Source organism: Streptomyces sp. NPDC001480, from assembly GCF_042894725.1.
GTDB lineage: Bacteria > Actinomycetota > Actinomycetes > Streptomycetales > Streptomycetaceae > Streptomyces.
In genome coordinates, this window is sequence record NZ_JBIAVX010000016.1 from 156,399 (window position 1) to 176,108 (window position 19,710).

General features: G+C 71.3%; 20 protein-coding genes, 1 pseudogene and 1 riboswitch. Of the genes and pseudogenes, 3 read left to right on the plus strand and 18 right to left on the minus strand.

Annotation, left to right across the window (positions count from 1 at the left end; translation table 11 throughout):
- The first annotated feature begins 158 nt into the window (after positions 1–158).
- Positions 159–845, plus strand: a complete 687-nt coding sequence (locus ACFY01_RS34355) for an LAETG motif-containing sortase-dependent surface protein (RefSeq protein WP_390739679.1) — start codon at positions 159–161, stop codon at positions 843–845.
- Positions 846–930: 85 nt separating this feature from the next.
- Here ACFY01_RS34355 and ACFY01_RS34360 read toward each other — a convergent pair.
- The 4 genes and pseudogenes from ACFY01_RS34360 to rlmN all read right to left on the minus strand — a co-directional run.
- Positions 931–1,944 (minus strand): annotated as a pseudogene (locus ACFY01_RS34360) (ABC transporter ATP-binding protein); the annotation flags it as partial.
- On the minus strand, positions 1,944–3,545 hold the full coding sequence (locus tag ACFY01_RS34365; protein ID WP_390739750.1) for an ABC transporter permease: 1,602 nt from the start codon (positions 3,543–3,545) through the stop codon (positions 1,944–1,946). The pseudogene ACFY01_RS34360 and the gene ACFY01_RS34365, both read right to left, overlap by 1 nt.
- Positions 3,546–3,583: 38 nt before the next feature.
- A complete protein-coding gene (locus ACFY01_RS34370) occupies positions 3,584–4,666 on the minus strand; it encodes a thiamine ABC transporter substrate binding subunit (RefSeq protein ID WP_390739680.1) in 1,083 nt (360 codons plus the stop codon).
- An 88-nt stretch (positions 4,667–4,754) separates the two neighbouring features.
- A riboswitch (TPP riboswitch) is annotated at positions 4,755–4,862 on the minus strand.
- Positions 4,863–4,886: 24 nt separating this feature from the next.
- Positions 4,887–5,993 (minus strand): 23S rRNA (adenine(2503)-C(2))-methyltransferase RlmN, encoded by a 1,107-nt coding sequence (gene rlmN, locus ACFY01_RS34375; protein ID WP_390739681.1) that lies wholly within the window; start codon positions 5,991–5,993, stop codon positions 4,887–4,889.
- Positions 5,994–6,154: 161 nt separating this feature from the next.
- On the opposite strand from rlmN, the gene ACFY01_RS34380 reads away from it, so the two are divergent.
- Positions 6,155–6,418 carry a chaplin gene (locus tag ACFY01_RS34380; protein ID WP_390739682.1) on the plus strand — a complete coding sequence of 88 codons (264 nt, stop codon included), beginning with the start codon at positions 6,155–6,157 and terminating at the stop codon, positions 6,416–6,418.
- A gap of 55 nt (positions 6,419–6,473) precedes the next feature.
- On the opposite strand, the gene ACFY01_RS34385 is transcribed toward ACFY01_RS34380, so the two are convergent.
- From ACFY01_RS34385 to rpsB, 6 genes are all read right to left on the minus strand, one after another.
- Positions 6,474–7,160: a hypothetical protein gene (locus ACFY01_RS34385; protein ID WP_390739683.1), complete on the minus strand. Its 687-nt coding sequence runs from the start codon at positions 7,158–7,160 to the stop codon at positions 6,474–6,476.
- 115 nt (positions 7,161–7,275) lie between these two features.
- Entirely contained in the window at positions 7,276–8,493 is a 1,218-nt protein-coding gene (locus tag ACFY01_RS34390) for a phosphatidate cytidylyltransferase (protein WP_390739684.1), read from the minus strand.
- Complete coding sequence (frr, locus tag ACFY01_RS34395) at positions 8,493–9,050, minus strand: ribosome recycling factor (protein ID WP_307622679.1); 558 nt, start codon at positions 9,048–9,050, stop codon at positions 8,493–8,495. The genes ACFY01_RS34390 and frr overlap by 1 nt, the downstream gene beginning before the upstream one ends.
- Before the next feature lie 141 nt (positions 9,051–9,191).
- Positions 9,192–9,950, minus strand: a complete 759-nt coding sequence (gene pyrH, locus ACFY01_RS34400; protein WP_116146707.1) for a UMP kinase — start codon at positions 9,948–9,950, stop codon at positions 9,192–9,194.
- Positions 9,951–10,166: 216 nt separating this feature from the next.
- Entirely contained in the window at positions 10,167–11,003 is an 837-nt protein-coding gene (tsf, locus tag ACFY01_RS34405; protein WP_390739685.1) for a translation elongation factor Ts, read from the minus strand.
- 149 nt (positions 11,004–11,152) lie between these two features.
- Complete coding sequence (rpsB, locus tag ACFY01_RS34410) at positions 11,153–12,061, minus strand: 30S ribosomal protein S2 (protein ID WP_390739686.1); 909 nt, start codon at positions 12,059–12,061, stop codon at positions 11,153–11,155.
- A gap of 284 nt (positions 12,062–12,345) precedes the next feature.
- Here rpsB and ACFY01_RS34415 point away from each other — a divergent pair, with 284 nt between their 5' ends.
- Positions 12,346–12,924, plus strand: a complete 579-nt coding sequence (locus tag ACFY01_RS34415) for a peptidoglycan DD-metalloendopeptidase family protein (RefSeq protein ID WP_390739687.1) — start codon at positions 12,346–12,348, stop codon at positions 12,922–12,924.
- Positions 12,925–12,968: 44 nt separating this feature from the next.
- Here ACFY01_RS34415 and ACFY01_RS34420 read toward each other — a convergent pair whose 3' ends face one another.
- The 8 genes from ACFY01_RS34420 to lepB form a co-directional block, all read right to left on the minus strand.
- A complete protein-coding gene (locus ACFY01_RS34420; protein ID WP_390739751.1) occupies positions 12,969–13,526 on the minus strand; it encodes a TetR/AcrR family transcriptional regulator in 558 nt (185 codons plus the stop codon).
- Positions 13,527–13,599: 73 nt separating this feature from the next.
- Positions 13,600–14,442: an RNA polymerase sigma factor WhiG gene (whiG, locus tag ACFY01_RS34425; protein WP_390739688.1), complete on the minus strand. Its 843-nt coding sequence runs from the start codon at positions 14,440–14,442 to the stop codon at positions 13,600–13,602.
- A 312-nt stretch (positions 14,443–14,754) separates the two neighbouring features.
- Positions 14,755–15,915 carry a DNA-processing protein DprA gene (dprA, locus tag ACFY01_RS34430; RefSeq protein WP_390739689.1) on the minus strand — a complete coding sequence of 387 codons (1,161 nt, stop codon included), beginning with the start codon at positions 15,913–15,915 and terminating at the stop codon, positions 14,755–14,757.
- Positions 15,912–17,537 (minus strand): YifB family Mg chelatase-like AAA ATPase, encoded by a 1,626-nt coding sequence (locus ACFY01_RS34435; RefSeq protein ID WP_390739690.1) that lies wholly within the window; start codon positions 17,535–17,537, stop codon positions 15,912–15,914. The genes dprA and ACFY01_RS34435 overlap by 4 nt, the downstream gene beginning before the upstream one ends.
- Before the next feature lies 1 nt (position 17,538).
- Complete coding sequence (locus tag ACFY01_RS34440; RefSeq protein ID WP_390739691.1) at positions 17,539–17,928, minus strand: YraN family protein; 390 nt, start codon at positions 17,926–17,928, stop codon at positions 17,539–17,541.
- Between the two features lie 88 nt (positions 17,929–18,016).
- Positions 18,017–18,325 carry a DUF2469 domain-containing protein gene (locus ACFY01_RS34445; protein ID WP_003965949.1) on the minus strand — a complete coding sequence of 103 codons (309 nt, stop codon included), beginning with the start codon at positions 18,323–18,325 and terminating at the stop codon, positions 18,017–18,019.
- A gap of 56 nt (positions 18,326–18,381) precedes the next feature.
- The gene (locus tag ACFY01_RS34450) at positions 18,382–18,906 is read right to left on the minus strand and encodes an NUDIX hydrolase (RefSeq protein WP_390739692.1); all 525 of its coding nucleotides are present in this window, start codon (positions 18,904–18,906) and stop codon (positions 18,382–18,384) included.
- On the minus strand, positions 18,896–19,675 hold the full coding sequence (lepB, locus tag ACFY01_RS34455; protein WP_390739693.1) for a signal peptidase I: 780 nt from the start codon (positions 19,673–19,675) through the stop codon (positions 18,896–18,898). Before lepB ends, ACFY01_RS34450 begins: the two co-directional genes overlap by 11 nt.
- Positions 19,676–19,710 lie beyond the last annotated feature (35 nt).

Below are 19,710 nucleotides of genomic sequence, written 5' to 3' on the forward strand. Positions count from 1 at the left end.
GCATTGACACTCCTTACGGAGCGCTTATAGACCTGTGAGCCTCTTGGGGTTGATGATGCCTCGATTCTTCGCCATGTCATCTCCCCCTCAGCCCCCCGCAGTTATGCACTCTGTAAAGGACAAACGTGTCCAAAACTCGCCGTAACGCACGCCGTTCCATGCGTGTCCTGGGTGTCGCCTCCGCTTCCGCCGCGCTGGCGCTGGGTGTCGCGGGCACCGCGCTCGCCTGCGAGATAGGTGACTTCTCCGCCGAGGCCACGTGCGACGGCGGTAAGGGCGTCATCGTCGTCACCGACAAGGACGCCGCAGGCACCCCGGCCATCATCACCGTGTTCCTGGAGAACAACGGTGCCGATGTGAAGCAGATCGGCAAGCCGCAGAACATCAAGGGGTCCAGCGCGGGCACCACGGTCACCTTCGCGGAGGACTGGAAGCCCAACGCGACGTACCGCGTCCACGTCAAGGCCGGCAAGAAGGTCGACGCGGACATCACGCCCAACCTGACCACTCCCTCCACGGCCTGCCAGACCGAGGAGTCCGCGACCCCCACGACGCCCGCCACGAAGACCCCGGAGCCGTCGCAGTCCGCCTCGGCCTCGGCCCCCGCCGAGTCCGCGACCCCGTCCGCGCCGGCGTCGGAATCGGCGTCGGAGAGCACCAGCACCGCCCCGGCGGGCACCTCGAACAACGAGCCGTCCCCGGCCGTCGGTGAGTCGAACCTCGCCGAGACCGGTGCGAACTCCAACACCGGTCTGATCGCCGGCATCGCGGCCGCCCTGGTCGCCGTCGGCGGTGGCGCCGTGTTCTACGGCATGCGCCGTCGCGGGGCGGGCAACGGTCGCTGACGCCTCACTCCTTGTGCACCACCGTGGCCCGTCCCCCTGCCCGGGGGGCGGGCCACTGCCGTCCGCCGGAGGGCGGCTGCTCATCGAGTACGACGATCTCGGCCGCGTCGAACTCCACGCCGACCTCCCCGCCGACCTCCGGCGCCTGTCTGAGCGCACACGCCGCCTCCAGACGCGGGGCGTCCTCGGGCTGGAGGTGGACGGCGACATGCGTGCCCTTGAAGGTGCGGGCGGTCACCGTGCAGCGCAGCCCCTCGTCCGCCGGGACGAGTCGGACACCGGCGGGCCGGACGAGCACCGTACGGGCACCCTGGGGCGCTCCCGCGGGCACCGGCAGCTTGCCCCACGGCGTGTCCGCGGCCTCTCCGGCGACCGTCGCGCCGGCCACGTTGTCGAAGCCGAGGAAGCGGGCCACGAACTCGTCGGCCGGCCGCTGCCACACCTCCAGCGGAGTCCCGGACTGGGCGATCCGCCCGTCCCGCATCACCACCACCCGGTCGGCCAGCGCGAACGCCTCGCCCTGGTCGTGCGTCACGGCGAGCACGGTGGTCCCCAACCGGCCGAAGAGTTCCCGCAGTTCCACCACCAGCCGCTCCCGCAGCGACCGGTCGAGCTGACCGAGCGGCTCGTCCAGCATCAGCAGCCGGGGCCGGGGAGCGAGCGCCCGGGCCAGCGCCACGCGCTGCTGCTCACCGCCGGACAGCCCGGCGACCGCCCGGCGGGCGGCGCCCGGCAGGCCCACCAGATCCAGCAACTCCCGGACCCGGGCCTCCTGCTCGGCCTTCGCCGCCCCCTGCATCCGCGGCCCGAAGGCCACGTTGCCGCCCACGTCCCGCTGCGGGAAGAGCTGGTGGTCCTGGAACATCAGCCCCACCCCGCGCCGGTGCGCGGCCACGCCCTCCTGGTCGCGCCCGTCGAGCACCACCCGCCCGGAGTCCAGCGGCTGGAGGCCCGCCACCGCCCTCAGCAACGTCGACTTGCCGCTGCCGCTGGGCCCGAGCACGCACACGGTCTCGTGTTCGGCGACCGACAGGTCCACGGCGTCGAGCACCGCCCGCCCGCCGAAGCGCACGGTCGCGGCCTGAAGGCTCAGCAGCATCAGAACTCCCCCGTCCGGTCGGTGCGCAGCCGCTCCAGGACGAGCAGGGCCGCCGCGCACACCACCATCAGAATCGTGGAAAGGGCCATCGCCTGCCCGTAGTTGAGATCGCCGGGCCGGCCGAGGAGCCGGGCCACCGCGACGGGCAGCGTCGGGTTGTCGGGCCGCGCGATGAACACGGTCGCCCCGAACTCCCCCAGCGACACGGCGAAGGCGAACCCGGCCGCGATCAGCAGCGCCCGCCGCACCATCGGCAGGTCGACCTCCCGCCACACCCGCCAGGGCGAGGCCCCGAGCACGGCCGCCGCCTCCCTCAGCCGCCCGTCCACGGCCCGCAGCACGGGCAGCATGGTCCGTACGACGAACGGCACGCCGACCAGCGCCTGCGCGAGCGGCACCAGGATCCAGGACTGCCTCAGGTCCAGCGGCGGCTTGTCGAGCGCGATCAGGAACCCGAAGCCGACGGTCACCGCGGACACACCGAGCGGCAGCATCAGCAGCGCGTCGAAGCCGCGCACGATCCGGCCCGCGTCCCGGCGGGCGAGCGCGGCGGCGGCCAGACCGCCGATCAGCACTGCGATGGCGGTGGCGGCGACGGCGTACTGGAGGGAGTTGGTGATCGCGTTGACCGGCGCCACCAGGAACATGCCGCCGTCGTCGTCGGTCAGCGCCCGGTAGTACCCGAACCCGGGCGCGTCCAGCGAGCGCGACACCAGCACGCCTAGCGGCAGCACCAGCAGTACGGCGACGGTGGCGAGGACACCCGCCAGCAGCGCCCACTGACCCGCGCCGCGCGGCCGACGGGCGGTCACGGAGGCGTCCACCAGCCGCAGTGCGGTCTCCCGGCGCCGTACCGTCCAGGCGTGCACGGCGAGGATCACGCCGACCGCGAGGAACTGGACCAGGGTGAGGACGGCGGCCGTGGACAGGTCGAAGGTCTCGGAGGTCTGCCGGTAGATCTCCACCTCGACGGTGGAGAAGGTGGGCCCGCCGAGGATCTGCACCACACCGAAGGAGGTGAAGGTGAACAGGAACACCATCAGCGCCGCGGCGGCCACCGCGGGCGCGAGGGCGGGCAGCGTCACCTTCCGCCAGGCGCGCAGCGCGGACGCCCCCAGCATCCGGGCGGCCTCCTCCTGCCGCGGGTCGAGCTGCGCCCACAGTCCGCCCACGGTCCGTACGACGACCGCGTAGTTGAAGAACACGTGCGCCAGCAGGATCGCCCACACGGTGGTGTCCAGCCGCACGCCCCACAGTTCGTCCAGCAGCCCGCCGCGCCCCAGCAGCGCGAGGAAGGCGGTGCCGGCGACGACGGTCGGCAGCACGAACGGAACCGTGACGACGGCCCGCAGCACCTGCTTGCCGGGAAAGTCCAGGCGGGCGAAGGCGTAGGCGGCGGGCAGCGCGATCAGCAGGGTGAGCGCGGTGGAGGCCAGCGCCTGCCAGGTGGTGAACCACAGCACGTGCCGGATGTCCGGCTGGGTGACGACGTCCGCCATCCGCCCGAACTGCCAGACGCCGTCCACCTTCAGCCCGCGGGCGACGATCGCGGCCACGGGCCAGGCGAAGAACACCGAGAAGAACGCGACGGGCAGCGCCATCAGCCCGAGCCGCGCCGCCGTCCCCCGCCTGGGCACGGCTACTTCAGTACGAGAGACGTCCACGACTTGACCCACTGGTCACGATGGGCGGCGATCTTCTCGGGAGCCATGGTCTCGGGGGACTTGGCCTGCGGGCCGTACTTGACGAAGTCCGGCGGCACCTGGGCGCCCTCGCGCACCGGGTAGACGAACATGTTGAGCGGCATGTCGTCCTGGAACTCCTTGGTGAGCAGGAAGTCGAGGAACGCCTTGCCGCCCTTGGTGTTCCCCGCGTTGCTCAGCAGCCCCGCGTACTCGGTCTGCCGGAAGCAGGTGCCGTACGACACCCCGGTCGGGGCGGTGCTGGGCCGCTTCTTGGCGTAGATCACCTCGGCGGGCGGCGAGGAGGCGTACGACACCACGAGCGGCCGGTCGCCGCCGGCCTTTCTGCCCCCGGAGGAGCCGGAGAACTCCTGGGAGTAGGCCTGCTCCCAGCCGTCGACGACCTTCACGCCGTTGTCCTTGAGCTTCTTCCAGTAACCCTGCCAGCCCCCGTCTCCGTACTGGGCGGCACTGCCGAGCAGGAAGCCCAGGCCGGGCGAGGAGGTGGCCGCGTTCTCGGTGACGAGGAGGTTCTTGTACGCGGGCTCGGCGAGGTCGGCGAAGGACTTCGGCGGAGTGAGCTTGTGCTGGTCGAAGTACGCCTTGTCGTAGTTGACGCAGATGTCGCCGGTGTCGATGGGCGTGACCCGGTGCTTGTCCTGGTCGACGCGGTACTGGGGCAGGACCAGGTCGGAGCCCTTGGGCCGGTACGACTGGAACAGCCCGTTGTCGAGGGCCCGGGACAGCAGCGTGTTGTCGACGCCGAAGAAGACGTCGCCCTGCGGGTGGTCCTTGGTCAGGATCGCCTTGTTGACGGCCTGACCCGCGTCGCCGTCATTCAGGACCCTGAGCTTGTACCCGGACTGCTTCTCGAAGTCCTTCTGCACGCTCTTCGACACGGCCCACGAGTCGTGGCTGACGAGGGTGACGGTCCTGGAGTCCGCCGAACCCCCGCCGTTCGACGACCCGCACCCCGTCAGAGCGGGCAGCGCCACGAGGCCGAGCCCGACGGCCACGGCCACGAAGGTCTTGTTGTGCACTGGATTCCTCCTGGGGTTGACCAGGAAGAGACGCGGCCCTGCCCGGGACCCGCGGAGGATTCCGCCGGTCCCGGGCAGGGCGCAACAGCTCGAGTGATGACCGAACTCCCTACCCAGAATGACCTGGGCGAGGTTCAGAGGGTCTGCGGCCCGGTTGCCGCACTCTCAGCGCTGTGGCGCTCCCCTGTCGGAATATGAAGATGTACTTACGGCCGACAGACTACCGCTCGGTGGCCGCCAGCTGACCACAGGCTCCGTCGATCTCCTGCCCACGGGTGTCCCGGATGGTGACGGGCACACCATGGGCGGCGATGGCCTCCACGAACGCCTTCTCGTCCTCCGGCCGCGAGGCGGTCCACTTGGACCCCGGCGTCGGGTTCAGCGGAATCAGATTGACGTGCACGGGCTTGCCCCTGAGCAGCCGTCCGAGCCGGTCACCGCGCCAGGCCTGGTCGTTGATGTCCCGGATCAGCGCGTACTCGATGGACAGCCGCCGGCCGGACCTGGCGCTGTACTCGAAGCCGGCGTCCAGCACCTCGCGCACCTTCCAGCGCGTGTTCACGGGTACGAGGGTGTCGCGCAGCTCGTCGTCGGGCGCGTGCAGCGAGATCGCGAGCCGGCACTTGAAGCCCTCGTCGGAGAACCGGTGGATCGCCGGGACGAGCCCGACGGTGGAGACGGTGATGCCGCGCTGCGACAGCCCGAGCCCGTCCGGCTCGGGATCGGTGAGCGCCCGGATGGCACCCACCACGCGCTTGTAGTTGGCGAGCGGCTCGCCCATCCCCATGAAGACGATGTTGGACAGCCGCGCCGGCCCGCCGGGCACCTCTCCGTCCCTGAGCGCCCGCATCCCGTCCACGATCTGGTGGACGATCTCGGCGGTGGACAGGTTACGGTCGAGCCCCGCCTGCCCGGTCGCGCAGAACGGGCAGTTCATCCCGCAGCCCGCCTGCGAGCTGATGCACATGGTGACCCGGTCCGGGTACCGCATCAGCACCGACTCGACGAGCGTCCCGTCGAACAGCCGCCACAGCGTCTTGCGGGTGGTGCCCTGGTCGGTCGACAGGTGCCGCACCACCGTCATCAGCTCCGGCAGCAGCGCCTCCCGCAGCTTGGCGCGCGAACCGGCGGGGATGTCCGTCCACTGCTCCGGGTCGTGCGCGTACCGCGCGAAGTAGTGCTGCGAGAGCTGCTTGGCACGAAACGGCTTCTCCCCGACCTCGGCCACCGCCTCCTTGCGCTCGGCAGGCGTGAGATCAGCGAGATGCCGCGGCGGCTTCTTGGCTCCGCGCGGGGCGACGAAAGTGAGTTCTCCGGGCTTAGGCATGGCCATACCAGTGTCGCAGATCGAATCGGGTGGCCTGCGACTGTCGCCTGTCTCCCGATAGCCCTGGTGGCGGTCGGCCTGCTCGGCTGCTCGGGGGGTGCTGACGCGCTGTGCCGTGTGGCTGCCGAGGGCTGTTGCCGGTGTCTGTGACAGTGCCGAGCATGATCCTGCAAAAAATCGCGGTGGCGCTCGGTGCCGCGGGCTGCCTGGTGCTGCCCTGCGCGACGGCCGCCCACGCCCATGGCGGCCCTCCCCGTACCACGTGCGTCAACAAGGGCGGCGCCATCGCCCGCGGCACGGCCATCGGCTCGCCCGGCTTCCTGTCCGGCAACCTTGTCCAGATCCCCGTCTACGCCCCGGTCAACTTCTGTGGCAACCACATCACCCTCCTCGGCGGCGGTGGCGGCCCCGGTGGCCCGGGCTGACCTGCCCCGGGAATTCTCCAGGTCCAGGCTTGGCGGGCCGGGAGGGGTGGGGCGGTCAGGTTCGGCCTGGTCCGAGGGTGTCGCGGAGTTCGGCGATGTCGCGTTCCAGGTCTCGGTACCGGTCGCTGACCTTGCGGTCCTCGGTGGGGATGACCCGGCCCTCGTCCAGGGCGGTGAGCCGGTCGCCGAGGGCGGCGAGGGTCGCCTGCCGGCCGAACCAGCCGGGGGCGCCCCGGGTCTCGTCCAGTTCCTCGTGGGCCGCGCGGAGGGCGGCGTGGACGCGCTCGCGCAGGGGGACCAGGTCCACGCGCAGGCGCTGGGTCTTCTCCCGCAGTTCCAGCATCGACTCGATGAGGCCGGCGAAGGACTCCCCGACCTCCGCCATGCCCTGGGCGTGCGCCACCAGTTCCTCCAGTGCCGGCATGATCTCGTCGAGGTCGTTCTCGTCCTTGCCGACGAGCAGCGCCCGCGTGTCGCCGTACTCCTCGGACATCCGGTCGATGTCCCCGAGGATCCGCGTGGCCATGTCGGTCTGCTGCCGGATCGCGTCGACGGGCGTCCCGTCGCGGTGGCCGAGCAGGGCGGCGATCTCCGCGAGCTCCTGCGCCAGCTGTTCCCGCATCTCCAGCAGCGCCCGGTGCGTCTCGTCGGCGGAGTCGATCGTGGACCTCAGGCTCCCGGCGAGTGCCTCGACCGCCTCGGCCGCCTCCTGCTCCCGCCTGGCACGCCTACGTCCCCACATACGAGCCACCCCTCCCGGACACGGATCACGGTGGAGTGATCATATGTTCGGAAGGGGCGGTTCCGGTGGTTCCGGGGTTCTTCCCCGGACCCGATGGCCGCTGCGGGATCGGCTGTCAGCCGGACCCTACGAAGATCACCAGGAGAAGCCACACGACGGGAGCCGTCGGCAGCAGTGAGTCGAGGCGGTCCATGATGCCCCCGTGGCCGGGGAGCAGCGTGCCCATGTCCTTGATGCCCAGGTCGCGCTTGATCATGGACTCGCCGAGGTCGCCGAGGGTGGCGCTGGCCGCGACCGCGAGGCCGAGCAGGAGGCCCTGCCACCAGGCGCCGTCGTCGATCAGGAACTGCATGCACAGCGCGCCCGCGACCATGGCGAACAGCACCGCGCCGAGCAGGCCCTCGCGGGTCTTGCCGGGGCTGATGCGCGGCGCGAGCTTGTGCTTGCCGAAGCGCCAGCCGACGGCGTACGCCCCGGTGTCGCTGACCACCGTCAGGAGGAGGAAGGTCAGTACGCGCCACGGGCCGTCGTCGGCGGTGAGCATCATCGCGACGAAGGTGGCCAGGAACGGGACGTAGAAGGCCGCGAAGACGCCCGCCGTGACGTCCTTGAGGTAACCCTCGGGTGGTTCTGTCATCCGCCAGACCAGTGCCGCCAGCGCGGTCAGCGCCATGGCCACCCAGGCACCCTCGGCACCCCGGACGTACCCGGCGACGACCATCGCCGCACCGCCGACCGCCAGCGGGACCAGGGGCGCCTTGACACCCTTGCGCTCCTGGAGCCGGCTGGTCAGTTCCCACAGGCCCACGACGACGGCGACGGCTACGACGCCGACGAACACGGCCTTGACGATGAACAGGGACGCGACGATCACCACGCCGAGCCCGACGCCGACCCCTATGGCCGAGCTCAGGTCCCGGCCCGCACTCTTCTTCTGCGGCGCGGGTGCCGGCTGCGGGGCGTCGGGCATGGGCTCCGGATTCTGCGGCGCCGCCCCGTCGGGCGACGTCCGCGGCATGTCGTACGGCCCGTAGGCCTGGGCCTGCGATGGCTCGTCGCGGAACAAGGGGCCGCTCAGTCGAGCAGCCCCCCGGTCGTCGTCCTGGTCTCCGCCACGAACGCCATGGACGCCATGGACACCATGGACGCCATGAGCGGGTACGTCGGCCACGGCCGGCATGGGGCGGGTCTGCTGCGCGTCATGCGCATCGTACGCGGGGCCCGCCGTGGCAGCCCCCCGGACCGGTCCCTGGTCGTCGGGCCCCCAGTACCCGGCCTGTGACCCGGCTTGCGAACCGGCTTGTGGCGGAGCGCCCCAGGAAGAGTCGTTCATCAGACCTCGAGGAGTTCCGCTTCCTTGTGCTTGAGGAGCTCGTCCACCTGGGCCACGTACTTCGCGGTGGTGTCGTCGAGTTCCTTCTCCGCACGGCGGCCCTCGTCCTCGCCGACCTCGCCGTCCTTGATCAGCTTGTCGATGGCGTCCTTGGCCTTGCGGCGCACCGAGCGGATCGACACCCGGGCGTCCTCCGCCTTGCCCTTGGCGACCTTGATGTAGTCGCGGCGGCGCTCCTCGGTGAGCTCGGGGAACACCACGCGGATGATGTTGCCGTCGTTGCTCGGGTTGACGCCCAGGTCGGAGTCGCGGATCGCCTGCTCGATGTTGCGCAGCGCGCTCTTGTCGAACGGGGTCACGACGGCCATGCGCGGCTCCGGCACGGAGAACGAAGCCAGCTGGTTGATCGGCGTCAGCGCGCCGTAGTAGTCGGCCACGATCTTGTTGAACATGGCGGGGTGCGCACGGCCGGTACGGATCGCGGCGAAGTCCTCCTTGGCGACCACGACGGCCTTCTCCATCTTCTCCTCGGCCTCGAGGAGGGTCTCTTCGATCACCACTTGCTCCTGCGTGTCTTGAGTAGGCCCGGCTGCGGTTCCTGGCGGTGGCGGCGGCCGGCTGCGTCGCGTCTTCTTCCTGCACGGTTCCCGACCGGCAGGACATTGTCCATCCCCCGGCGAGGTCCCGGGGTGGTCCGGTCAGGCCCGGCTGCCCTGATCACCCACGAGCGTGCCGATCTTCTCACCCTTGACGGCCCGCGCGATATTCCCCTCGGCCAGAAGCTCGAACACGAGGATCGGCAGCTTGTTGTCACGGCACAGGGTGATCGCGGTGGCGTCGGCGACCTTGAGGTCGCGGGTGATGACCTCGCCGTAGCCGAGGGCGTCGAACTTGACGGCGTCGGGGTTGGTCTTGGGGTCGGAGTCGTAGACCCCGTCCACGCCGTTCTTGCCCATGAGCAGCGCCTCGGCGTCGATCTCCAGGGCGCGCTGGGCGGCGGTGGTGTCGGTGGAGAAGTACGGCATGCCCATACCGGCGCCGAAGATGACCACGCGGCCCTTCTCCAGGTGGCGCACGGCGCGCAGCGGGATGTACGGCTCGGCGACCTGGCCCATGGTGATGGCGGTCTGGACCCGGCTGTCGATGCCCTCTTTCTCCAGGAAGTCCTGGAGGGCGAGGCAGTTCATCACGGTGCCGAGCATGCCCATGTAGTCGGAGCGGGCGCGGTCCATGCCGCGCTGCTGGAGTTCGGCGCCGCGGAAGAAGTTGCCGCCGCCGATGACGACCGCGACCTCGGCGCCGTCGCGCACGACGGCCGCGATCTCGCGGGCGATCTTGTGCACCACGTCGGGGTCGACGCCCAGGCCCCCGCCACCGGAGAAGGCCTCTCCGGACAGCTTCAGCAGAAACCGGCCGCGTACTTTGCCGTCGTCGCTCTTCTGGGCCTTGGTGGTCATGGGGATCCCGCCTCTGTTACGTGGTGCACATACGAAGAAGGCCACTGCCGGTTGGGTTCGCTTTTCGCTCCCATGCGCGGCAATGGCCTCCTCGTCAGATCTGCTGCCGTCCGCCACATGCCTGGGTGTGGCGGTGTGCGCGGACGACTGCTGTCGACCCTATCGAGATTTCCCCGAGGATTTCTCCGTGGGTCGCTCGTCGATCGCGGTACGGACTCAGATGCCGACCTTGATACGCGTGAAGCGCTTCAGGGTGACACCGGCCTCGTCCAGAATCTTCTGGACGGACTTCTTGTTGTCCAGCGCATACGGCTGGCCGAGCAGCGTGGCGTCCTTGAAGAAGCCGTTCAGGCGACCCTCGACGATCTTGGCGATCGCGGCCTCGGGCTTGCCCTCGGCGCGGGTGGTCTCCTCGGCGATGCGGCGCTCGGACTCGACGACGTCGGCCGGCACGTCCTCCTTGGCGAGGTACTTCGGCGCGAAGGCGGCGATGTGCTGGGCGACGCCCTTGGCGACCTCGGCGTTCGGCTTGTCGAGCTCGACGAGGACACCGATCTGCGGGGGCAGGTCGGGCATCGTGCGGTGCATGTAGGCGGTGACGTAACCGTCGGAGAACTGCGCGAAGCGGTCCAGGACGATCTTCTCGCCGAGGTTGGCGTTGGCCTCGTCCACGAACGCCTGGACGGTCTTGCCGGGCTCGATCTCGGAGGCGAGCAGGGCCTCGAGGTCGGCCGGGGAGGTCTTGGCGACGTGCTCGGCGAGGGCCGTGGCCGCGGCCTGGAACTTGTCACCCTTGGCGACGAAGTCCGTCTCGCACTTCAGCTCGACCAGGACACCGGAGGAGTTGTCGTCGGCGATGATGGAGACCACGGCGCCGTTCTCGGCGGAGCGGCCCTCGCGCTTGGCGACGCCCTTCTGGCCCTTGATGCGGAGCGCCTCGACGGCCTTCTCGACGTTGCCCTCGGCCTCGTCCAGCGCCTTCTTGCAGTCCATCATGCCGGCGCCGGTGAGCTCACGGAGCTTCTTGACGTCGGCGGCGGTGTAGTTCGCCATGAGTCTGTGAGTCTTTCTCGAAGTCTTGGGAGATCGGAGATCTGCGCGGTCTGCGGTCTGCTGGAGCAGCGCGGACCGCGGACCCGGTGCTGACCTGCGGGTGAACAGCGGGGGCGGACTTCATGCCGCCCCCGCCGTCAACACGGTTGTCAGGCCTGCTCGCCCTCGGCGGCCGGAGCCTCGGCGGCGGGAGCCTCGGCAGCAGGGGCCTCAGCGGCCGGAGCCTCGGCAGCAGGGACCTCAGCGGCCGGAGCCTCGGCGGCGGCCGGAGCCTCCTCGGCCTTCTTCTCGCCCTCGAGCAGGTCGCGCTCCCACTCGGCGAGCGGCTCGCCCGCGGCCTTCTCGCCCTTGTCACCGGTGGCGACGCGAGAGCGGGAGATGAGGCCCTCGGCGACGGCGTCGGCGATCACGCGGGTGAGCAGGGTGACGGAGCGGATCGCGTCGTCGTTGCCCGGGATCTTGTAGTCGACCTCGTCGGGGTCGCAGTTGGTGTCGAGGATGGCGACGACCGGGATGTTGAGCTTCCGGGCCTCACCGACCGCGATGTGCTCCTTCTTGGTGTCCACGATCCAGACGGCGCTGGGCACCTTCTGCATCTCGCGGATACCACCGAGGGTCTTCTCCAGCTTGGCCTTCTCGCGCGAGAGCACGAGAAGCTCCTTCTTGGTCAGACCGGACGCGGCGACGTCCTCGAAGTCGATCTGCTCGAGCTCCTTGAGGCGCTGCAGACGCTTGTAGACGGTGGAGAAGTTGGTGAGCATGCCGCCCAGCCAGCGCTGGTTGACGTAGGGCATGCCGACGCGGGTGGCCTGCTCGGCGATGGCCTCCTGCGCCTGCTTCTTCGTACCGACGAACATGACCGTGCCGCCGTGGGCGACGGTCTCCTTGACGAACTCGTAGGCGCGGTCGATGTACGACAGCGACTGGAGCAGGTCGATGATGTAGATGCCGTTGCGCTCGGTGAAGATGAAGCGCTTCATCTTCGGGTTCCAGCGACGGGTCTGGTGACCGAAGTGGACGCCGCTCTCCAGCAGCTCCCGCATCGTGACGACGGCCATGGCCGTATCTCCTTGAATTTCTCGGTTGTGCCGCGGATGCCGGACGGCTCCCGCGCCTGACGCCCGCGACGCGCCGTTGCCACATGAGGACCGAGGGGCGCTGATACGAACGGACCGTCGCCGGCCGCGCCTCGTATCGGGGCGTGCGAAGTCGACCCGGTGACCCGGATCGCCACCAGAATTGTACGGGACCGACGAGGCGCCGGGTGACGCCGCTGTGCACAACCGGTGAGTTGTCCACATGTCCCGGCCATCACCGGCGGGGACGCGGGACGGTTTGCCGCATGCGAACGAAACGACGGGCGGGTGTGCGGCTGCTCCTCGCGCCGGCCCTGACGGTGGCCTTCCTGACCCCCCTGGCCTGGGCCGTCTCCTCGGCTCCCCCGGCTCCCCCGGCCCCGCAGGCACCGGTGCCGGCGATCGGCCGCGCCTGGCCGGTGGGCACCCGCCCGACGGTGCTGCGCGGCTGGGAGCCTCCGGCGACGGTGTACGGCCGCGGCCACCGCGGCGTGGACTTGGCGGCTGCGGCCGCGGCTCCGGTACGGGCGGTGGCGGCGGGCCGGGTGTCCTTCGCGGGGCGGGTGGCGGGCCGGGGCGTGGTGTCCGTGGAGCTGGCGGGGACCGGTCTGCGAACGACGTACGAGCCGGTGACGCCCTTGGTGGAGAAGGGGGACGAGGTGGCGGCGGGCGAGGTGGTGGGCAGCGTGGAGGCGACGGGCGGTCACTGCGCGGGCGGCTGCCTGCACTGGGGGCTGCTCAGAGGCGACACCTATCTGGACCCGCTGTCACTGCTCCCCCCGTGGCTGCTGAACAGGGGGCCGTCGAGACTGCTGCCGGTACTGGGCGTACCGCTGCCGGCGTAGCCGCGGCGAGCCGTGCCCGCCCGCCACGGCGGCCCCGGCGGGCCTCAGCCCCGCACACCCCGCAGCGCCATCCCGACCGCGGCGTCCGTGATCGCCTCGGGGTCCTCCGCGGCGCCGAGTTCGATCCGCCGCACCGCCGCGTCCACGACGCCCTGGAGCAGCAGCGCCGCCAGCCGGGGCTGGGCGTGTCCCATCTCGCCCAGCGCTTCGACGATCATCGCGACGAGCCCGCCGTGTGCCGCCCGGATCTTCTCCCGGGCCCCCGCGTCCAGCTCGCTCGCCGAGATCGCCACGACGGCCCGGTGCCGCCGGTCGCCCACCAGGGCCAGCTGCCGGCGCACATACGCCTCGACCTTGTCCTCGGGGGTCTCCGCCCCCTCCATCGCCGCCGACACCTCGGCCGTCCAGACGGGGAAGTCGACCTCGCACAGCTCCTCGACCACGGCGGCCCGTGACCGGAAGTACTCGTACACGGACGACCGCGCCAGCCCCGTCCGCTCGGCGAGGGCCGGGAAGGTCAGCGCCTCCGTCCCGCCCTCGGACAGCAGGGACCGTGCCGCGTCCAGCAGGGCGGCTCGCTGCATCGACCGGTGCTCGGCCACGGAGGCCGCTCGAATCCTTGGCACGTCGACCACTTTACGGACGCGCCACGGCGAACGGGAGGAGACTTGGGCCCTAGCGCCCGAAGCCCGCCAGCTTCGCCCGCAGCTGGAGTACCGACTTGGTGTGGATCTGGCTGACCCGGCTCTCGGTGACCCCGAGCACATTGCCGATCTCGGCGAGCGTGAGCCCCTCGTAGTAGTACAGCGTGACCACGGTCTTCTCCCGCTCGGGCAGCGTGTTGATCGCCCGCGCCAGGAACCGTCTGAGCTCCCGGTCCTCGGCCACTTCCACCGGATTGTCGGCGTCGGTGTCCTCCAGCGTGTCCATCAGGGTGAGCCGCTCGCCGCCCTCGCCCCCGGCGTGCAGCATCTCCTCCAGCGCCACCACGTTGGCCAGCGACAACTGGCTGAAGACCGCGTGGAGCTCGTCCACCTCGATACCCAGCTCGGCGGCCACCTCCGGCTCGGTGGGGGTGCGTCTGAGCCGTGCCTCCAGCGTGGCGTAGGCCCGCTCGACGTTCCGCGCCTTCTGCCGTACCGACCGGGGGATCCAGTCCAGCGCGCGCAGCTCGTCGATCATGGCGCCGCGGATCCGGGTGATCGCGTACGTCTCGAACTTGATCTCCCGGTCGATGTCGAACTTCTCGATCGCGTCGATGAGCCCGAAGACCCCCGAGGACACGAAGTCGGCCTGCTCCACATTGGGCGGCAGGCCCACGCTGACCCGCCCCGCCACGTATTTCACCAGCGGCGAGTAGTGCAGGATCAGCTGCTCCCGCAGCCGCTCGTCCCCCGTCGCCTTGTAGGACCGCCACAGCTCGTCGAGTGTCGAGGGAGCGGGCGGCCGCACGCTGCCACCGTCGCGGGCGGCTGGGGGGATCGCCGCCCGGTCGGACCCGGAGGTGTGCTGGGGCATTCGTCGCCTTGTGTCGTTCTGCCGTGAAGTGCCGTGAAGTGCTGTTACGGAGTGGAGTGGGCCGAGGTGGGACTGACTGGGTGAGGTGCCGGTCTGGTGTCGAGTTGCAGTGGTCTGTGTCGAGGTCTTCGTGAGCGTAGCGTGACTGAGGTGTCGCGGTGCGCGAACAGTGAGCCTCACCCCCTGCGGGGACACTCGCGGCGGCGCCTCCCCGCACACCGGGTGCGTCGCTCTGGGTGACCGACGGGGCGTGCCAACTCCGAGAAAACCCAAGGGTGTCGGGGATTCCCCCGGACGGGCGAACACTCTCGGTCAACATCGAGCGGGACCGTCCTCGACCGGGAACATCGCCTGGCGTGTCAACTTCCAGCCATCGCCGTGTCGTTCGACGTAACCAAGTGCTCGGAGTTCGTACAGCCTGGCGATCGCCTCGTCCCGCGTGGTCTGCGCGCCGCACGCGATCTCCCCCGGCGGAGCCGACCGGTGTGCGGGCAGGGCGGCGAGAACCCGCCGGGCGCCGGGCTCCAGCAGGTCCCGCGGGAGGACCGGGCCGCGCCGCGCCGGGGCCAGCTCGCCGATGTCCCCGACCAGCTCGACGACCTCCGCGGCGTCGGTGACGAGCGCCGCCTCCCCGCGCAGCAGCTCGTGCACCCCGGCCGAGAGGGCGCTGGTGACGGGCCCGGGCACGCCCATGGTGAGCCGTCCCAGCCGCTGCGCCGCCCGCGCCGTGACCAGGGCGCCGCTGCGGTAGGCGGCCTCCACGACCACGGTGCCCCTGGTCAGCGCCGCGATCACCCGGTTGCGCAGGATGAACCGGCTCGGGGTCGGGTGCTCGCCGGGTGGCAACTCGCCGATCACGAGGCCCTGTTCCGCGATCCTGCTGATCAGCTGGGTGTGTCCGCGCGGGTAGGGCCGGTCGACGCCGCAGGCCAGGACGGCGACGGTGGCTCCGCCCGCGCCGAGCGCGCCCCGGTGGGCGGCGCCGTCGACGCCGTAGGCGCCGCCGGAGACCACCACCCAGCCGCGCTCGGCGAGCCCCGCGGAGAGCGCGGCCGCCGCATGGGCGCCGTACTCGGTGCAGGCCCGGGCGCCCACGACGGCGACCGATCTGAGCGCCCACATCCGCATGGAGGCCGGGCCCCGCACCCACAGCCCCAGGGGCCGGGCGTCCCCGAGGTCGTCGAGCTGGGCCGGCCACTCGGCGTCCCCGGGGCACACGAACCGGACCCCGGCCGCCCCCGCGATCTCCAGATCCCGCTCGGGCCCGGCCCGCCCGGCGCGGGCCCGCAGCCCCGCCCAGCGGGCGCCGCTCACCCCCGGCAGCGGCTCGCCGCCCTCCCGCAGCCGCCGGGCGACCTCCCGCACCCCGTGCTCCCGCACCCAGCGACCGCCGGTCTCGTCGCCGGGTTCGAGGACCCGGGTGAGGAAGACCCGGCACAGCCGTGCGCCGTACGGATCGTCCGGCGGGGTCACGCCGGCGCCCCGATGGCCATCGGCACGCCCCGGGGAACGCCGGTGCGCAGTTGCAGGGCCAGGGCGACGTCCGTGGCGTCGGGCCGGTCGTGGCCGGCGAGATCCGCGACCGTCCAGGCGACCCGCAGCACGCGGTCGATCCCGCGGGCGGTCAGCACGCCCCGCTCCAGGCTCCGCTCCGCCTCGTCCATCGCGCCGCTCGCGGCCTGCCAGCGGCTGCGCAGTTCCCTGCCCGGGACCTCGCTGTTGGTCCGCCAGGGGGTTCCGGCCAGGCGTGCGGCGGCCCGTTCCCTGGCCGCCCGGACCCGGTCGGCGACGGTGGCCGTGGACTCGCCGCGCGCGCCGGGCTCGGTGAGCTCGGCCCGGGTGACGGGGTCGACCTCCACCCGCAGGTCGACCCGGTCGAGCAGGGGGCCGGAGAGCCGGGCCTGGTAGCGGCGGATCGCCGAGGGCGGGCATTCGCACAGCGTGTCGCGCTGCGAGAAGCGTCCGCAGGGGCATGGGTTGGCCGCGAGCACCATCAGGAACCTCGCCGGGAACCGCACCACGCCCGCGCTGCGCGCGATCACGACGTGCCCGGACTCGAGGGGCTGCCGCAGCGCGTCGAGGGTGTGGCTGTGGAACTCCGGCGCCTCGTCCAGGAAGAGCACTCCCCGGTGGGCGAGCGAGACGGCGCCGGGCCTGGCGACGCCCGGGCCGCCGCCGACGAGGGACTGCATGGTGGCCGAGTGGTGCGGGGCGCAGTAGGGGGCGACGTCGATGAGGGGCTTGCCGGGCGGCAGGAGGCCGGCCACCGAGTGCACGGCCGTCACCTCCAGCGAGTCCTGCCGTCCGAGCAGGGGCAGGACGGCGGGCAGCCGCTCGGCGAGCATGGTCTTGCCCGCGCCGGGCGGCCCTTCCAGGAACAGGTGGTGCCCGCCTGCCGCGGCCACCTCCACCGCCGTGCGCGCCGAGGTCTGGCCCACGACGTCGGCGAGGTCGTGGCCGAGTTCGTGCTGGGCGGCGCCGATGCTGCGCATGCCGGTGGCCGCTCCGGTGCCGGGCACGCGCAGACCGGCCAGGAGCGGGTCGGGGCGTCCCGGGTCCTCCGGTTCCTCCTCGGGTACGGGTTCGTCCGCCAGGACGGCGATCAGCTGCCGCAGGCTGCGGATGCCGAGCACCGAGACACCGGGCACCAGCGCGGCCTCGGCGGCGGCGCACTCGGGGACGACCACGTGCTCGTACCCTGCGTCGGCCGCGGCCAGCACGGCGGGCAGGATGCCCCGGACCGGGCGGACGCGGCCGTCCAGTCCCAGTTCCCCGATCATCACGATGTCGGCGAGGACCCGGGGGTCGATCCGTTCGGCGGCGCCGAGCACCGCGCAGGCGACGGCGAGGTCGAAGCCGCTGCCGGCCTTGGGTACCGAGGCGGGGCTGAGGCCCACCGTGAGTTTCTTCTGCGGCCACTCGCCGCCCGAGTTCACGACCGCCGCCCGCACCCGGTCCCGGCTCTCCGTCAGGCTCTTGTCCGGCAGGCCCACCAGGGTGAACGCCGCGACGCCCGGTTCCAGGTCGGCCTGGACCTCGACCACGACTCCCTCGACGCCCACCAGCGCCACGGAGCACGTACGTGCGAATCCCATGTCAGGCCACCCCCCGTACGTGCTCGACCACGGGGGCGCCGCGGTCGGGGAGCAGCACGCCGACGAGGTCGATGCGGACGCCGCCCGGTGGGGCGCCTCCGTGTTCCTGCGTCCAGCGCTCCGCCAGTCCGCGCAGGCGCTCCGCCTTGGCCTGGGTGACCGCGGCCATGGGGTGCTCGAAGGCGCCGTTGCGGCGGGTCTTCACCTCGCAGACCACCAGGACGTCGCCGTCCCGGGCCACGATGTCGATCTCACCCGTCCTGCCGGAGCGCCAGTTGCGCTCCAGGACGGTCATCCCGGCCTCGCCCAGCCGGCGTGCGGCCAGGTCCTCGCCGTACCTGCCCAGCGCGCCGCGTTGCGCGTTGCGTGGTCGCGCGTTGTGTGTCCTCATGTCGGCACCACCTCCGGCGCCAACGTTGAGGGCAGATCAGCGAGCTATTGGATCTTGGTGGAGGAGTGCGCGATTGTGGACAACCCCGTCACCCGCCCGGGAGCTCCAGGTCGCTCTTGTTCAGCTCCTCGATGTTCACGTCCTTGAACGTGAGTACGCGGACCTGCTTCACGAAGCGGGCCGGCCGGTACATGTCCCAGACCCAGGCGTCCGCCATGGACACTTCGAAGAAAACCTCACCCTGGACCGAGTGCACCTGCATCTCGTAGTCATTGGTGAGATAGAAGCGCCGTTCGGTCTCGATCACGTATTTGAACAGACCGACGACATCGCGGTACTCCCGGTAGAGCTTGAGCTCCATCTCGGTCTCGTACTTCTCGAGGTCCTCGGCGCTCATGGCATGTTCCCCTTCAGCCGTGCGATCCCACCATTGTGCGCCAGTCCCGCGGGCCCCTAGACGATTTCCGGGTCAAGGGTCACGGGCCTGGCCGGGGGACCTTCGTCGAGCAGCCTGGCGAGGAGCTCGGCGAGTCTGGTCGGATACACCGTCTCATGTGCCCGGGTCAGTTCCCGGCACGTCCACCAGCGTGCTCCCGCGACACTGCGCCGCTCCAGTTCGGTGAGGGCCGTCGCGCGGGTCACGGTCTGGGTCGTACGGGCGAGGTAGTACCACTCGTCCTGGTCCCAGCGGCGGCCTGCGAACGGGAAGGAGCACATGCGCCGCCACAGCACCGGGCCGAGTTCGACCTCGGTGATCCCGGTCTCCTCGGCGAGTTCCCTGAGCGCGGCCTCTTCGCGCGTCTCCGTGCCCTCCAGTCCGCCGCCAGGGGTGAACCACCAGTCGTCGGCCGGGTCGTCCGGCTCGTGACCGTGCAGCAGCAGGATGCGGTCGTCGGGGTCGAGCAGGATCACCCGGGCGACCTTGCGCAGGCCGCCGCCGTGGGGGTCCACGCCCGGCTCCACGGTCTCAGCCGGCACCGACGGGCTCCGTACGGGCCCGGGAGCGGCCGCCGAACAGTTTGGCGACGGGGCCGTAGGCTCCGCCGACCAGGATGAGCACGGCGCCGCCGACGATCAGCAGGACGATCGTGCGCAGCGGGCCGGGCTGGGAGAGGGCACCGAGGGTCTCGAAGCCGGTGGGGCGCTTGAGCATGCCGTTCATGGGCCAGACGACGGCGTCGACGCGGGCCGAGACGGCGCTGCGGGCGACCGTGCCGCTGGCGGCGTCGGTGAGGTGGGCGGTGGAGTCCAGGGAGTTCTGCCGCTCGTCGCCGAGGAGGAAGAGCCGGCCCTTCGGCACGGTCACCGTCGGGATCTTCTTGTCCTCGGCGAGGCTGCCCTTGGGCAGGTACGGCTCGTCGATCTGCTTGCCGTTGACGGTCAGCTTGCCGTCGGTGCAGCAGGCGACGGTGTCACCGCCGACCGCGACGACACGCTTGACGACGTTCGCGTTCGTCACCCAGCTCTTGTCCCGGAAGACCACGACATCGCCGCGGCGCACCTCACCGCCGTCGACGCGCTGGGCGAGCACCCGGTCGCCCGCGGCGATCGTCGGCGACATCGAACTGGTGGGCACCGTGTACGGCCGGTAGACCACCGCCGCCCAAGCGAATCCTCCGAGGAACAGCACCAGGCCCAGTGCCACGGCCACTCCGGACAGCCGCTGTCCGAGCCGGCTGCCCACCTGTGCCGCTCCTGTGCTCCCGCCGCTGCGCGGGACCGTACGCGTCGTGCTCTCGCCACCCATGGACCCGCACCCTACCCGGCGGTACCGAAAGGGTG